The following is a 14,852-nucleotide window of genomic DNA, read 5'->3' on the forward strand; positions in this document are numbered from 1 at the left end:
TGCGCTCAATATAGACGTGAACCCTCGCTTGTGCCGGGATTCTTTTTGGAGTTATAAATGAAGTTCAGTCCCTTGTTAGATCAATTGATTAATGATCTACAAATTTTACCGGGTGTCGGCCCTAAGTCTGCACAGCGCATTGCTTTCCATATATTAGAACGTAAACGTGATTCAGCTGTTTCTCTCGCGCATTCTTTAGAGAAAGCCATGACTGAGATTGGTCATTGCCAGCAGTGTAATACACTGACTGAATTAGATATCTGTGCTATTTGTGCAAATCCCAAACGCCAAATTGAAAAAATACTTTGTGTTGTTGAAGGTCCCGCGGATGTAGCTGCGATTGAGCAGACAAATCAATTCAGTGGTCAATATTTTGTGTTAATGGGGCATTTATCACCATTAGACGGTATTGGACCGGATGAAATTGGTTTAGATAAATTAGCAAACTTATTAGCATCTGGTCACTATGAAGAGCTCATACTTGCGACAAATCCAACGGTGGAAGGTGAGGCAACTGCTTATTATATCGCTGAGATAGCACAAGAATATGGCGTTAAAGCAAGCCGTATTGCGCATGGTGTACCAGTGGGTGGTGAATTAGAGTATGTTGATGGAACGACCTTGTCCCATTCATTACTTGGTAGACAACAAATTTACTAATTGTCAGTACAATCTCTTCTTTTTATTTTAACAACAATCGTTTATTAATAAGAAAAAGAGCTTAGTTTACTGATAAGTATAGAACAGTGAACATCAGGGTTGTTGGAATAGACAATGTTAATATGGCTTTAAATGTACTACTAAAATTCATAACGACCTCGGTCTTGAAAAATAAGTAATAACATCCTTGTCATTAGTCTAATGACGTAAAGAATAACAATTAAGTATAAACAATACTAGTTCAATAAAAAAAAACCGATAGCTTTCGCTATCGGTTTTTTTGATACTATCGATTTATTAATACGAGTAGGTCGTTTTAATCACACCGATAGTATTACCATTTAGCCTAAGGCTAACCTTAGATTAATCTAGGCAAACCTCAGACTAATCGGTAATTAAGCTGCGAAGTTAGCGGCAGCGAAATCCCAGTTAGCTAGTGCCCAGAAAGCAGTAAGGTAGCTAGGACGTAGGTTACGGTAATCGATGTAGTAAGCATGTTCCCAAAGATCAACAGTGATTAGCGGTGTAACACCAGCTTCTGTGATTGGCGTGCCAGCGTTAGAAGTGTTAACGATTTCTAATTCGCCTTCAGCGTTTTTAACTAACCAAGTCCAGCTTGAACCAAAGTTGTTTACAGCTTTATCGTTGAATGCAGCTTGGAACGCTTCGAAAGAACCGAATTTAGCGTTGATAGCGTCAGCTAGAGCGCCTTCTGGTTGGCCTTTTGCATTTGGAGTCAGGCTGTTCCAGTAGAATGTGTGGTTCCATACTTGTGCAGCGTTGTTGAACATTGGACCAGCAGAAGATTTAACGATTTCTTCTAATGTCTTTTCAGCAAAAGGTGTACCTTCGATTAGACCGTTAAGCTTAACCACGTAAGTGTTGTGGTGTTTGCCGTAATGGAAAGAAAGAGTCTCAGCTGAGATATGTGGTACAAGTGCATCTTGTGCGTACGGTAAAGCTGGTAGTGTAATACTCATAGGTATTTCCTTATGTATTGATAGCTAAAAGCTATCCATTGCTCATTATTGATTTAATTATTGGAAGAATACTACCGCTAGCGTTGAATATATTCAAGTATTTGCACGCAATTGTCTTGTTCAATTAATAAATTGTAACGAGATACATGAATTATTAACAATTAGACTAAATATAAAACAAAATAACCCTACAAATTAACGGTGTTAACGAAGCTATAATTAGCATAAAATGGCTCACTGAATTTGTATTTATATAATGCATTCTATAGTTAGAGTTTAAATAATTATAACTACAATAGATGTAAACGCTGAGATTTGTGAGGACACAATGGAAACTTTAGATAAAATTAAACAGCAACTTGCTGAGAACTCAATCATCCTATACATGAAGGGATCACCAAAGCTACCTAGCTGTGGTTTTTCTTCACAAGCATCACAAGCTGTAATCAATTGTGGTGAGCAATTTGCTTACGTTGATATCCTGCAAAACCCAGATATCCGTGCTGAACTACCTAAATACGCTAACTGGCCTACATTCCCACAACTGTGGGTTGACGGCGAGCTTGTTGGCGGTTGTGACATCATCATGGAAATGTTCCAACAAGGTGAATTACAGCCACTAATCGCTGAAGCTGCTGCAAAAGCAAAAGCTGAGTAATTAGTGCTGGTTTGATTATTTTTAGTCGGCGGTATTAATCGCTGCTAGCTATAATGAACATACGAAAAAGGGAAGCAATTGCTTCCCTTTTCTATATCTGCGATTTAATCATTAACTGATTTATACCAATCCCGATAATTAAGCACTCTAAATAATATTACTCCTGCAAACCGCTCAAAACATCCATGTTCGCTTAGACAAGGCCATCCATGGCCATGTATGTTTGCGATAGCAATAATATTTTTCTGCACAGAGGTTTATAGGTATTGCACTATTACAGCGTAACTGCAGCGATCCAACCAAAGATAATAAGGGGAATATTATAATGGATGAATGTTGGAATTACTGAGTCACGAATGTGATCGTGTTGACCATCAACGTTAAGACCAGATGTTGGACCTAATGTTGAATCTGATGCTGGTGAACCGGCATCACCCAAGGCTGCTGCTGTACCAACCAGTGATGCAGTTGCCAATGGTGAGAAACCAAACTGCAGTGCAAGTGGCACATAGATAGTCGCAAGAATTGGAATTGTCGAGAAAGACGAGCCAATCCCCATCGTTACCAATAAACCAGTAATGAGCATTAATAGTGCCGCTAAGCCTTTATTATCACCAATCACACCGCCAATAGAACCGACTAACGATTCAACGCCGCTGGTTGCTTTCATCACTTCAGAAAAACCAGATGCGGCAATCATGATAAAGCCAATCATCGCCATCATATGTACGCCGCGCGTAAAGATGTCTTGAGTTTCGTGGAACTTGATCACACCACCAAGGGTGAAGATAATGAAACCTGTTAATGCACCTAGAATGATTGAATCGTAGATTAACTGTAAGCTAAGCGCAGCAACAACTGCAACCATCGCCACGATTATATGGCGAGGATTATATTCAACTTTCTGTACTTCTTTCGTTGTTAATTCACTTTCAGTCAAATATTCACGTGGCTTACGATAACTAAATACCACTGCGGTAATAAGACCGATAACCATACCGAGAACGGGTAGTGCCATTGCAGTTGGTAATTGTTCGGCAACAACGTTTGCACCGTTATCATTCAGGTTTTTAAGTAGGATGTTATTTAAGAAAATACCACCAAAACCAATTGGCAAGAACATATACGTTGCCGTTAAACCAAAGGTGATCACGCAAGCGACAGCGCGACGATCTAATCTCAACTTATTCATTACACCAAGTAGCGGTGGAACAAGTAGTGGGATAAACGCAATATGCACTGGGATAACGTTTTGTGATGAGATTGCTACTAATAGCAGGGTAAAGAGTAAACCGTATTTAAAACCGTTTATTTGGCGTTGACTACCAGCAGTACCTAAACGACTAACAATTTTAGCCGCTAATATGTCAGTAATACCTGACTTTGAGATAGCCACTGCAAACGCACCTAACATGGCATAGTTTAATGCAATTGACGCACCACCACCTAAACCTGAGTTAAACGCTGCAATAACTTCTTCTAAAGGTAAACCACCAATTAAGCCGCCTAAAATGGCACTAATTGTGAGTGCGACAACAACATTAATCCGCATAAAGCTGAGGATTAACATAGTGAGTACCGCGATAACGACAGGATTCATTTATCTACTTTCCAATGTTAATAATTTTATTAATCGTAGTATATAAAACTATTACAAATAAGATAAGCGAATTTTACAGCTATTTATGGGTAATTATGCAGATTTAGTGAATTGTTGTTGTTTCAGGTGAGAATACCTAAGTATTTGATCGTTATTTTTATGTTTTCGTATTTGTTGCGATGTGTATATTGACTGCTAGCCTTGTCTTTATTCACATGGGTTTTTATTCTTCAATCTCAGTGATGTTTGGCGCATGGATGCTTTTTATTAACTTTATTTAGCATTAAAGCCTTATTTATATAGGTATTCGTTATAAAATAAACCTATATTTATCAAATTTATATTGTGATAACTCTCGGTCTAGAGTGGATGTTGTTTAGGTTACATTGCTAAATTTGTTATGGCGCTTAATATTCATGATTAATTCAGCTAAAAATGTAAACCAAGTTATATGTTCAGCGATGACTCAGTGTTGGAGGATCTTGTTAATCCCGCTGTTTCTTTGTCCTGCAGCTGTGAATGCTGAAAGCGTAGAGGATGACAAGCAGAAACATTTTATTGCTCAGACTTTTATCTGTGGGGGGACGATGATGTATAGCGAAAGTTGGTGGCAAACGATGTTAGTGGGTGTCTCTATCGGTGCATTGAAGGAAACGATAGATTCAGGGCAAGAAGGGAATGAATTTAGTAAAAACGATATGGTAGCCAATGTGTTAGGTTGTGTTGCTGGAATGTCATTTGGCGCAACAGTGTTGAACTTTCATTATGAAAGTGAAACTGATACGGCAATCATCGGTGTTAAAGGCAAGTTTTAACTTGTCTTTACATCATGAAGCTTTGCCCCTTCGCGCATTATTCATTACGCAGGGGCATAATTACTTATTCTGTTTCAGTGTCAGCGCTTAACGAACTGTCACTAACAGTGTCAGTGTCTTCAATTATTTCGTCTTCAGGAACCGCAAGTGGCCAGCCGCCCATATCTTTCCATTTATTTACTATGTAGCAAAATAACAGTGCTGTTTGCTCTGTATCATATTTAGCTGAATGTGCTTGCTTATGATCAAAAGGAATACCAGCAGCCATACATGCTTTAGCAAGTACAGTTTGACCTACGGCAAGACCCGCAAGTGTCGTGGTATCAAACGTAGCAAAAGGGTGGAAAGGATTGCGTTTTATTTTTTCACGACGTGATGCGGCACTTAAAAAACCATGATCGAAAGCCGCATTGTGTGCAACCATTATCGCACGGTGACAACCTGTATCTTTCAAGCCTTTACGAACAGCTTTATAGATCTCGGTGATCGCGTCACGTTCTGGTACTGCGCCACGTAGTGGGTTGGTCGGGTCGATACCGGTAAAGTCTAAGGCTGCTTGTTCTAAGTTCGCGCCTTCAAACGGTTCAACGTTAAAGTGTAAAGTATGCGAAATTTTAAGATAACCATCTTCATCCATTTCGAGAATAGAAGCGGCGATCTCTAACATAGCATCTGTTTGTGCATTAAACCCGGCTGTTTCGATATCGATAACAACAGGGAAGTAGCCACGGAATCGTTGGCTAAAAGCTGATTTTTCAGTTGTGGTCATGTGATCATTTATTAGTGTGACTTGCTTGGGATTATGCCATAATAATCGCATGTCCTCTAATCAACTTTGCGAATTTCAGGTTAGTTTTTACGAATCGGGTGCTAGTTGTAGGGATAATCAACAAGGAATGTCATTTAAAGGGCCTTTGCCTTATTAGGTATTTTGAGATGTTTTTAAGTTTTTTGAGAAAAGAGACTCAAGTTATTTATCTCAATACCGATAAGTTAATATAGGCCTCGAATAAACAGGATTTTGAACCGTATGAATAACTGCCAACATTTTATAATTGCTTCACTTGTTGCTTTCGGTTCAACAAGTGCTTCAGCTAGCATGAAAAACTATGCCGCTAATTACGAATTTTCTCAATGGGAAAATAGTCGTGCTACACCTGTGCAATGCAGCTTGAAGCATGATATTCCTCGTTACGGTCAAGCCATCTTTACTAGTCGCGCCTCTAAGCTGATCAATCTCGATTTTGAATTAGATATGAAACGTTTGCCAGCTCAAGCAGAAATGGCATCGTTACGTTCGGTACCACCAAATTGGAAACCGGGCAGTGCCGCGAAAGATCTTGCCGATGTAAAGCTATATCGCCAATTTTCCGGTTATGTCAGTGAACAGCCAGCCTGGCGTATGCTTGACTCGTTAGACTCTGGTGATTACCCAACTTTCTATTTTCGAGACTGGTATCGTGGCGGTGAATTTATCAGTGTCGGTTTGTCTTCGGTTAATTTTCAGAATAAATACCAAGAGTTTCTTGAGTGTGTGAGTAATTTATTACCGTACAGCTTGGATGATATTGCGTATTCCGTGCTTGATTTTAATGCGGCCAGTGATGAATTAACACAGCAAAGCCAACAACGATTAGCGATGATCAGTGAATTCTTACAATACAGCCCTGATATTAATGTTGTTGTTGTTGATAGCTACACAAGTAGTTATGGTGATGAATTACAAAACTTAGAAACATCGTCACTCCGTGCTGAGAATATTAAACAGTACTTTTTAGAAAATGGCCTTAAAAATCTTGAAATACAAACCAATGGTTATGGTGAGAAGAGTCAAATAGCGTCAAATGGTAATATTATTGAACGACAAAAAAATCAACGCGTTGTGATATCATTAGGGCAACCGATTCTTTAATATCACTCAGTTGTAATAGGACGTGTTATGCAATTCTTACATACTATGGTTCGTGTTAAAAACTTAGAAGCATCTTTAGATTTTTACTGTAATAAACTTGGTCTAATCGAAGTTAAACGTAATGATTATGAAGCTGCACGCTTTTCGCTTATCTTCTTAGCCGCACCTGGCGATGCTGAACAAGCTAAACAAACCTCTCGACCAACGCTTGAACTTACCTATAACTGGGACGAAGAAGCGTATGAAGGCGGCCGTAACTTTGGTCACCTTGCATATGAAGTTGACGACATCTACGCAGCATGTGCAAAACTACAAGCTGCTGGTGTTGTTATTAACCGTCCACCACGTGATGGTTACATGGCATTCATTCGCTCTCCAGATGGCATCTCTATCGAGTTATTGCAAAAAGGTGACAGACTAACACCTCAAGAACCATGGGCTTCAATGCAAAACGTTGGCGAATGGTAATACTGTATATAGTAATACAGTAGTCATGAGTGTGAGTGATGACTCACGCTCAGTTACTCGCATCCACAAGTAATCCCTTAATTCCCCAATCCCCTAATTAAAATTTAATATATTATTAAGTTATAATAAAATAACTGTTATATTCATAGCAATATAAAAACACGTGTATATAATTTATTGATATATTAGATTATTTATTATGAATAATGAGAATAACTAAATTTAAATTAATTATCCCCATGTAATTACTTATCAATAAACACGTTAATCCCAGCCTGAACCCCGACATGATAAAAACAATATGGTCATTATAAACATGCACTTAAAGTGCCATTTTTATTTTAAATATTATTCACATTATTAATGTAAGGCATGATGTTTAATTTGTTTATATAGATTAATAACGATATTTAAATAACTAAAATCGTTAATCAGTTGGATTTTTAAACTATTTGTAATTGCCCCCTTAGAATTATTAACCTACAATCGCCGCCTCTTTATATCTGTCAGGTTTTATTATTAATGTCTACACAACTAGCTAATCCAGCACCACTGGGCCTTATGGGCTTCGGTATGACTACCGTTTTATTAAATATCCATAATGCGGGATTTTTCCCAATGGATTCTATGATACTTGCGATGGGTATTTTTTACGGTGGTATTAGCCAAATTATTGCGGGTATTTTATGCTACAAACGTAACGATACGTTTGGTACGACAGCGTTTATTTCGTATGGCTTTTTCTGGTTAACATTAGTTGCTCTGATCTTGATGCCGAAAATGGGTGTTGCAGCGAGTCCTGCTGGCTTTATGGGTTGGTACCTGCTGTTATGGGGTCTATTTACTGCTGGCTTATTCATTGGTTCATTACGTTACCCACGAGCAAAGCAGATCGTATTCGCTTCATTAACTGCATTGTTCTTCTTGCTTGCTGCTCGTGACTTTAGTGGTAGTGCCGCTATCGGTGTGATCGCTGGTTATGTTGGTATTTTCTGTGGTCTAAGCGCTATGTACTTTAGTATGGCGCAAATTCTGAATGGCGAATATGGCCGTGAAGTATTACCTGTTGGTAAACCTGTTTTTTAATCATCGCTAAGTCTCTGTTTGTATAACAGGAAAATATAGCTGATTAAACACTGAGTACTCTACGTAATATACAGTGAATTATTATACGTAATATACAGTGAATTATTATACGTAATACACAGTGAGAAATATAAAGGCGCGTTCAATCCATTGACGCGCCTTTTTGATAATTAATGATTATATTAATTAACCAGGTGTAGCTAATGTATGTAATTGTTAATTAATGCTCATCAGGCTGAAAGAAAGGTGAGAACTCTTCCGTAAACATTTCTTTAAACGAGTCACCAGACTTATAAATCATGTACACAGCTAACTTTTGCTGCCTTGCTAATCTCATTGCCTGTTCTTCTCCCATGGCCATAAATGCAGTGGCGAAACCATCTGCTGTCATAGCAGAAGGGTGAATAACCGTGACTGAAACTAAGTTATGCTGTGCTGGCTGCCCAGTAGTAGGGTCTATAGTATGAGAAAAACGTTCATCATTCAGATCATAATAATTACGATAGCTACCTGATGTCACGATGGCATTATCACCCACAGCAACCACATGCTGTACCGAATGTTCTGTTGTCGAGGCTTTTTCAATAGCAATTTGCCAACCTAAATTATTGGCATTTATGCCTTTTGCTCGTAAATCGCCACCAAGGCCAACAATATAATTTTCAATGCCTAACGACGCTAAATATTCAGCTATCACATCAGCACCATAACCCTTTGCTATGCCAGATAAGTCGACATAAAGACTATCTATATTCTTACTTAAAGTATGCTTAGTGTTACTGAGGTGCTGAATACCAACACGTGACATGGCTGTTTCAATCATCGCAGTCGTTGGTTTTTGTTGTGGTAAATTATCAGGACCAAAGCCCCATAAGTTAACCAGTGGACCAAGTGTAACGTCGAATGCACCTGATGTTATCTCATGTATTCGGATAGACTCTGCAACCACCTTGGCGGTACCTTCTGATACAGGAAAATTGTTAACCGTAGGACTTAAATTAAAGCGTGATAATTCGGAGTGGGAACGATAAGTCGACATCTGCTCATTAACTTGCTCTAAGCGTCGATCTATTTCAGCATGAATAGAAGACTGTTCACTCGTCGTCAATGGAAAATGTGCTACTTTTATGTCATAAAATGTGCCCATGGTTTGACCTTTAAAAGCGCTATTAGTTAGCTGGGGCTCTGAACAGCCAAGTATGATGGCACTAATGACAATAGCCGCTAACCACTGAAGCCCTAATTTAAGATACGCAATGCGTAAATACTGGATCCTACTATGTATAGCGTTAAAATTTAACATTTATATTCCTTAATTTTACTATTTAAATACAGAGGATTAAGACTAAATACCAAGTAATGTAGTGGTGATATAGAAATAAATCAGTAATCCAGTAATATCGACAAAGGTAGTGATGGCGGGACTTGCTACAACGGCTGGATCTAATCGACAAGATTTAGCAATTAAAGGTAAAGTGGCGCCAATAACAGTGGCTGTAAGTACTTGCAGAAACAAGGCCAACGCAATAGCTGACCCTAATAATGTTAAGGTTATATTATCCGGCAATATCGCGCTACCTGATAGAAACTCGACCTTTATGAATGAAGCGACTGCCAATGCTAAACCTATGAGACTCGCTATTTTTAATTCTTTCCAGACAACCGTTAGCCAGTTTTTAACTTTTAACTCTCCCAATGCTAAGGAACGCACAATCACGGTAGCTGATTGACTCCCTGCATTACCGCCGGTGTCAGCAATCATTGGCATGTACAAAGCAAGTATTGTTAATGCCGCTATCGCATCATCATAACTCTGAATGATCATGCCGGAAAAAATACCGATAGCAGCCAAGCCCAAAACCCAAATTATGCGTTTACGTACATGATCAATTACCGACATATCAAGATAACTTGGTTCATCTAGGCTACTTTGAATGCCCATCTGTAAATTAACGTCTTCGGTCAGTTCAACTTGCATTACTTGCGAGGCTTGTTGCCATTGGAATAAGCCAACAGGATGGCCGCGTATATCGACAATAGGTAAATATTCTGAATTGGATTTTTGTAGTTGGCTGACGGCATATTCTTGATCTTCGCCAACATGGCAAGGTTCAACTTGTAATGCAATATCTGCTAATAATCGATCCTCATTATGCTGAAGCAGCATGTGCAATTCTAACAAAGCATAATATCGCCCATACTGGTCAACAATCATTGCCGCTTTAGCATTGAGGTCTTTGTTCATCGATTTAACATGGCTTACCGCCTCTGCAACTGACATATTATGATTTAGCAGTAGAGGGGAGACTGGTGACATAACAGAAAAGACGGGGCTGCTGGCCGTTCCTAATAACTCGATATCGGCAAGTAGCCAAGCGGGTAATAGTTTTTTTAAATCAATATTCTCTAATGATAACTTTTTTATTTGATAATATTGATTTAAGGTTTTATTGCTAAACCAATGACGCAGTTCCTCGATTGAATTATTTGTTAAAAACGAAATTAATTTACTTTTCGTTTCATCATTCCATAATTCAAAAGGATTATTAATGTTATTGTTTAATGTTAATGTATTTTCATTGTTTATACGCGCTGTATTATTGGACATGATTAGTCCTCCAATATAATAGGATTAGATGTTTTTATAATGTTAATAACAGCGATGGCGAGGATATTATTTATTGTGATTAATTTAGCTTTTAATATTTAAATGTTGAAATATTAAAAAATGTTAAATATAAATTCACATACCACTACACATCGCATTTCTGGAACGACAGTAGACTAGGAGGAATATCTTTTTTCATTTACATGCCTATTTATCAATGGCTTACTTGACTTGTTGGATGCGAGAGTAATCATTGGTTATTACAATGCAGCCAATGTGTAAACACAGTTGATTATTTTATATAATATTTATTAACACTTACGATAACGATGAAATAATCGCAACCAAGTATTATTGATGATGAGTTAATACGTCTAATAATGATGAATATTTAAGATTATGGACGTTTTATATAATGAGAGAGGTATAAATAGAGGGAGGGTATTTTATTATTTAGTATCCAACATCTATATATAGGCTCTCCTACAATGATCGCTTTCCATGTTATTTCCTTTGCTTGGTTAATTCGAGCGGATTGTAAGTTTAATGATACTTTAAGTCAATATTGAAACGACGTCTTTACATTAAATATCATTAGGTTATATATACGTTCATATTGGAGTACTATTTATCGTCTACCGTTGAAAACTGAAAGAAATCCAGCGAGCTGCTGGATTCTGGCTAGGTGGGGATAGTAAGTCGCTATTCTTCAGGGTAGATCTTATCCTTGAATTCACACAAATCTTCAATCATACAAGAGCCACAACGTGGTTTACGCGCGATGCAGGTATAACGACCGTGTAAGATCAGCCAGTGATGCACATCTACTTTAAATTCAGCGGGTATTACTTTAAGTAGTTTTTCTTCTACTTGGTCTACATTTTTACCCATAGCGAGTTTAGTGCGATTCGATACCCGAAAAATATGCGTATCTACAGCAATCGTCGGCCAACCAAATGCGGTGTTTAATACCACGTTAGCCGTTTTTCTGCCTACGCCTGGTAGTTCCACTAAATCCTCAAGACTTTCAGGTACAATGCTATTGTGCTTCTCTATTAATATCTGGCAGGCTTTAATGACATTACTTGCTTTAGAGTTGTATAAACCGATGGTTTTAATATAGGTTTTTAAGCCTTCAACACCTAAATCAAAAATAGCTTGTGGTGTGTTCGCAACTGGGAAGAGTTTATCCGTCGCTTTATTGACACTGACATCGGTAGCTTGCGCAGAGAGCGTTACGGCGACCAGCAATTCAAATGCTGAAGAGAAGTTTAACTCAGTTTCAGGATGGGGATTGTTATCACGCAGACGCTCTAAAATGATGCGGCGTTTATCCTTGTTCATAGCTTGATCCTATAGATGATATCAATCACAGCTAGTTCTAATCAGCTGTTTAATGCAATGAGTATTAAAGCCACACCGCTGGTTGTAGAGCAGTGTAGCCTCATTTTTATAATTAACTTGTTGACGATTCAGTCTCGACAACGGGTTCGGTTTCAATCACAGGCTGCGCTTTATGGCGTTTATCGAGTTGTGCATCAATTGCATGTTTCAAAGCCATTAAAAAGCCCATGCCGATAAATGCACCGGGTGCGAGTATTGCGAGTAAGAAGCTGGTATCAGAATGAAATACTTCAATACGTAATACGCTTGCCCAGTCACCTAATAACAAGTCCATGCCGTCAAAGAGTGTGCCTTGGCCTAATACTTCCCGGATTGCACCTAAGACGATTAATACGCTGGCAAAACCCAGACCCATAAAGAAACCATCAGCGGCAGAGGGTAATACTTTATTACGTGATGCGAATGCTTCAGCGCGGCCAATGATAATGCAGTTGGTTACGATTAACGGAATGAAAATACCAAGCGATTGATACAGTTCATAAACGTAGGCATTCATTAATAACTGTACGGTTGTTACAAACGAAGCAATGATCATCACAAAGATTGGAATACGGATCTCTTTCGGCACGTATTCACGTATTAGCGAGATTGTAGTATTGGATGCAACGAGCACGAGCAAGGTCGCAAACCCTAATCCCATCGCATTGGTCACGGTTGCTGTGACAGCAAGTAGCGGACATAACCCCAACACTTGTACTAAACCGGGATTATTTTTCCATAATCCCTGGTAGATAATATCGCGATATTGGCTCATGATTTACTCCAACAAGAAGGCGCACTTTGTAAGTCAGAAAATTGTACTGATTGATAAAAAGTAAGAATATCTTTCACTGAGCTAACTACTGCACGTGGGGTGATTGTCGCCCCTGTAAAGGAATCAAAGTCACCACCATCTTTCGTTACTGCCCAAGTGTGGGCATTTTCAGTAGTGAGCGTTTGGTCAACAAAGTCATCTAGCCAGTTAGACTTGCGGTATTCTACTTTGTCTCCCAGCCCTGGTGTTTCATTATGGCCTAGAATACGCACGCCTGTTACTTTTCCGACGGTATCGATACCAACAACCAGTTTAATATTACCGTTGTAGCCAGCTGGTGCAATACCTTCAATGGCGTAACCAACTGTTTCATCTAGCTTCGTTGCCGTGAAAATACGTTGTGGCTCAGCGGTACCGAGTAGCGCCTCATTGGTCATTAATTTACAGCTTTGAAAAATATTATTGTCATGACCGTCTTCTGGTAATAACTGATTAATAATTTTCAGCAATTGGATTTGTTCTTGTTCTGCAATACGGTCTTTCGTTACAGTATGGGTAATCGCAACCACAGAGGTACAAGCAAGGGCAAATAGGGCTAGTATTGCACCATTTTTTTTCATTGATACGAACATGGTGATCTCCTATTTATGACCGTAAACACGGGGTTGAGTGTAATAATCAATTAACGGTACGCACATATTAGCGAGTAATACTGCAAACGCGAATGCGTCAGGGTAACCGCCCCAAGTTCGAATTATATAAACTAACATGCCAATTAATGCGCCGAATATGAGACGACCTTTTGGTGTTGTCGATGCTGATACGGGATCGGTCGCAATAAAGAATGCACCTAACATGGTTGCACCAGAGAAAAGGTGGAAGATGGGTGAGCCGACAGAATCTGGTTCCCATAAATAACCAATGAAGCTTATTACGAATAAACCACCTAACAAACCCACAGGGATATACCAGAGGATCGCGCGTTTACTGAGTAGATAAACACCGCCTGCAAGGAAAGCTAAATTAATCCATTCCCAGCCTAAACCAGACAACCAGCTAAATTGTTCTTTGGTTTGTATTTCAGCAACCGTGTTGCCCATCGCTAGTCCATTCTTCATCGTATCAAGCGGGGTTGCCATCGTGATGCCGTCTATATTTTGCATCAACTGATGTGCGGTATGACCGTCTAATGTAAGTCCGGTGAAAATAACATTAAAGATATCCCATAATGACAATTCATAACCGGTTATTTCACTTACAGGTGGCCAGGTGGTCATTTGCAGTGGGAATGATACAAGCAGCATCACATAAGCGACCATCGCCGGATTAAAGATGTTTTGACCTAATCCACCATAAAGCTGTTTTGCAATCGAAATGGCAAATACAGCACCCATTACACTTATCCACCAAGGGGCGAAACCAGGGATTGAAATACCGATTAACAAACCGGTTAATAAGGCACTGTTATCTTGTATACGACTGAGTATGGGTTGTTTACGCAATTTAAGGAATACGGCTTCCGTTATAATCGCTGCCATACAGGCTAAGACAATATGAATAAGGTTGCCAGCACCAAAGAAATACCATTGTGCGGCGATGCCTGGAATAGTCGCTAAAATAACGGTACGCATCAGGTTACTGGTGCTGCTACCACTGTGATTGTGGGGAGAGCTTGCTAATCTAAATGCCATGTTATTTGTCACCAAGTTGGGCTAGTTTTTTTGCTTTCGCTTTTGCTATCGCCGCGGCAATAGCTGCTTTTTTGTTATCAACAGCCGGGGCAGGTGAGTCTGCTACTTCTGTTGTTTCTTCTTGTGCAGGTGTTGTTAGTACTTGTGCCGCAGCTTTCTTGGCTTTAGCACGAGCAACGGCAGCCGCAATAGCCGCTTTTTTAGCATCGACAGCAG

Annotated in this window: 16 protein-coding genes; 6 read left to right on the plus strand and 10 right to left on the minus strand. The window is 39.1% G+C overall.

Annotated elements, in window-relative coordinates; genetic code table 11:
- Positions 1-57 precede the first annotated feature (57 nt).
- The gene (gene recR / locus A923_RS0105185) at positions 58-660 is read left to right on the plus strand and encodes a recombination mediator RecR (protein ID WP_017220597.1); all 603 of its coding nucleotides are present in this window, start codon (positions 58-60) and stop codon (positions 658-660) included.
- A gap of 395 nt (positions 661-1,055) precedes the next feature.
- Here the strand turns inward: recR and A923_RS0105190 are convergent, their stop codons facing one another.
- Positions 1,056-1,640, minus strand: a complete 585-nt coding sequence (locus A923_RS0105190; protein WP_017220598.1) for a superoxide dismutase — start codon at positions 1,638-1,640, stop codon at positions 1,056-1,058.
- 328 nt (positions 1,641-1,968) lie between these two features.
- Here A923_RS0105190 and A923_RS0105195 point away from each other — a divergent pair, with 328 nt between their 5' ends.
- Positions 1,969-2,298 carry a Grx4 family monothiol glutaredoxin gene (locus A923_RS0105195; RefSeq protein WP_017220599.1) on the plus strand — a complete coding sequence of 110 codons (330 nt, stop codon included), beginning with the start codon at positions 1,969-1,971 and terminating at the stop codon, positions 2,296-2,298.
- Positions 2,299-2,572: 274 nt separating this feature from the next.
- Here the strand turns inward: A923_RS0105195 and A923_RS0105200 are convergent, their stop codons facing one another.
- Positions 2,573-3,898, minus strand: coding sequence for a Na+/H+ antiporter family protein (locus A923_RS0105200; protein ID WP_017220600.1), 1,326 nt, complete (start codon positions 3,896-3,898; stop codon positions 2,573-2,575).
- A 416-nt stretch (positions 3,899-4,314) separates the two neighbouring features.
- On the opposite strand from A923_RS0105200, the gene A923_RS22005 reads away from it, so the two are divergent.
- A complete protein-coding gene (locus tag A923_RS22005) occupies positions 4,315-4,713 on the plus strand; it encodes a YfiM family lipoprotein (protein WP_017220601.1) in 399 nt (132 codons plus the stop codon).
- Between the two features lie 64 nt (positions 4,714-4,777).
- Here the strand turns inward: A923_RS22005 and rnt are convergent, their stop codons facing one another.
- Complete coding sequence (rnt, locus tag A923_RS0105210; protein WP_017220602.1) at positions 4,778-5,482, minus strand: ribonuclease T; 705 nt, start codon at positions 5,480-5,482, stop codon at positions 4,778-4,780.
- Positions 5,483-5,743: 261 nt separating this feature from the next.
- Here rnt and A923_RS0105215 point away from each other — a divergent pair, with 261 nt between their 5' ends.
- The 3 genes from A923_RS0105215 to A923_RS0105225 all read left to right on the plus strand — a co-directional run bounded on the left by A923_RS0105215 (position 5,744) and on the right by A923_RS0105225 (position 8,179).
- The gene (locus A923_RS0105215) at positions 5,744-6,625 is read left to right on the plus strand and encodes a flagellar protein MotY (protein WP_017220603.1); all 882 of its coding nucleotides are present in this window, start codon (positions 5,744-5,746) and stop codon (positions 6,623-6,625) included.
- A 27-nt stretch (positions 6,626-6,652) separates the two neighbouring features.
- Positions 6,653-7,093 (plus strand): lactoylglutathione lyase, encoded by a 441-nt coding sequence (gloA, locus tag A923_RS0105220; RefSeq protein WP_017220604.1) that lies wholly within the window; start codon positions 6,653-6,655, stop codon positions 7,091-7,093.
- Positions 7,094-7,615: 522 nt separating this feature from the next.
- Complete coding sequence (locus A923_RS0105225; protein ID WP_017220605.1) at positions 7,616-8,179, plus strand: acetate uptake transporter; 564 nt, start codon at positions 7,616-7,618, stop codon at positions 8,177-8,179.
- A 220-nt stretch (positions 8,180-8,399) separates the two neighbouring features.
- Here the strand turns inward: A923_RS0105225 and A923_RS0105230 are convergent, their stop codons facing one another.
- The 7 genes from A923_RS0105230 to A923_RS0105260 form a co-directional block, all read right to left on the minus strand.
- Complete coding sequence (locus A923_RS0105230; RefSeq protein WP_017220606.1) at positions 8,400-9,482, minus strand: FAD:protein FMN transferase; 1,083 nt, start codon at positions 9,480-9,482, stop codon at positions 8,400-8,402.
- 42 nt (positions 9,483-9,524) lie between these two features.
- Complete coding sequence (locus A923_RS0105235; RefSeq protein WP_017220607.1) at positions 9,525-10,787, minus strand: magnesium transporter; 1,263 nt, start codon at positions 10,785-10,787, stop codon at positions 9,525-9,527.
- A gap of 702 nt (positions 10,788-11,489) precedes the next feature.
- Complete coding sequence (gene nth, locus A923_RS0105240; protein ID WP_017220608.1) at positions 11,490-12,131, minus strand: endonuclease III; 642 nt, start codon at positions 12,129-12,131, stop codon at positions 11,490-11,492.
- A gap of 112 nt (positions 12,132-12,243) precedes the next feature.
- Entirely contained in the window at positions 12,244-12,945 is a 702-nt protein-coding gene (locus A923_RS0105245; RefSeq protein WP_017220609.1) for an electron transport complex subunit E, read from the minus strand.
- Positions 12,942-13,577, minus strand: a complete 636-nt coding sequence (gene rsxG, locus A923_RS0105250) for an electron transport complex subunit RsxG (RefSeq protein WP_017220610.1) — start codon at positions 13,575-13,577, stop codon at positions 12,942-12,944. Before rsxG ends, A923_RS0105245 begins: the two co-directional genes overlap by 4 nt.
- A 9-nt stretch (positions 13,578-13,586) precedes the next feature.
- Positions 13,587-14,636 carry an electron transport complex subunit RsxD gene (gene rsxD / locus A923_RS0105255; protein ID WP_017220611.1) on the minus strand — a complete coding sequence of 350 codons (1,050 nt, stop codon included), beginning with the start codon at positions 14,634-14,636 and terminating at the stop codon, positions 13,587-13,589.
- Position 14,637: 1 nt separating this feature from the next.
- Positions 14,638-14,852: hypothetical protein (locus A923_RS0105260; protein WP_026006074.1), on the minus strand; the 215-nt coding region annotated here is incomplete at its 5' end.

The sequence above is a fragment of the Moritella dasanensis ArB 0140 genome (genome assembly GCF_000276805.1).
Lineage (GTDB): Bacteria > Pseudomonadota > Gammaproteobacteria > Enterobacterales > Moritellaceae > Moritella > Moritella dasanensis.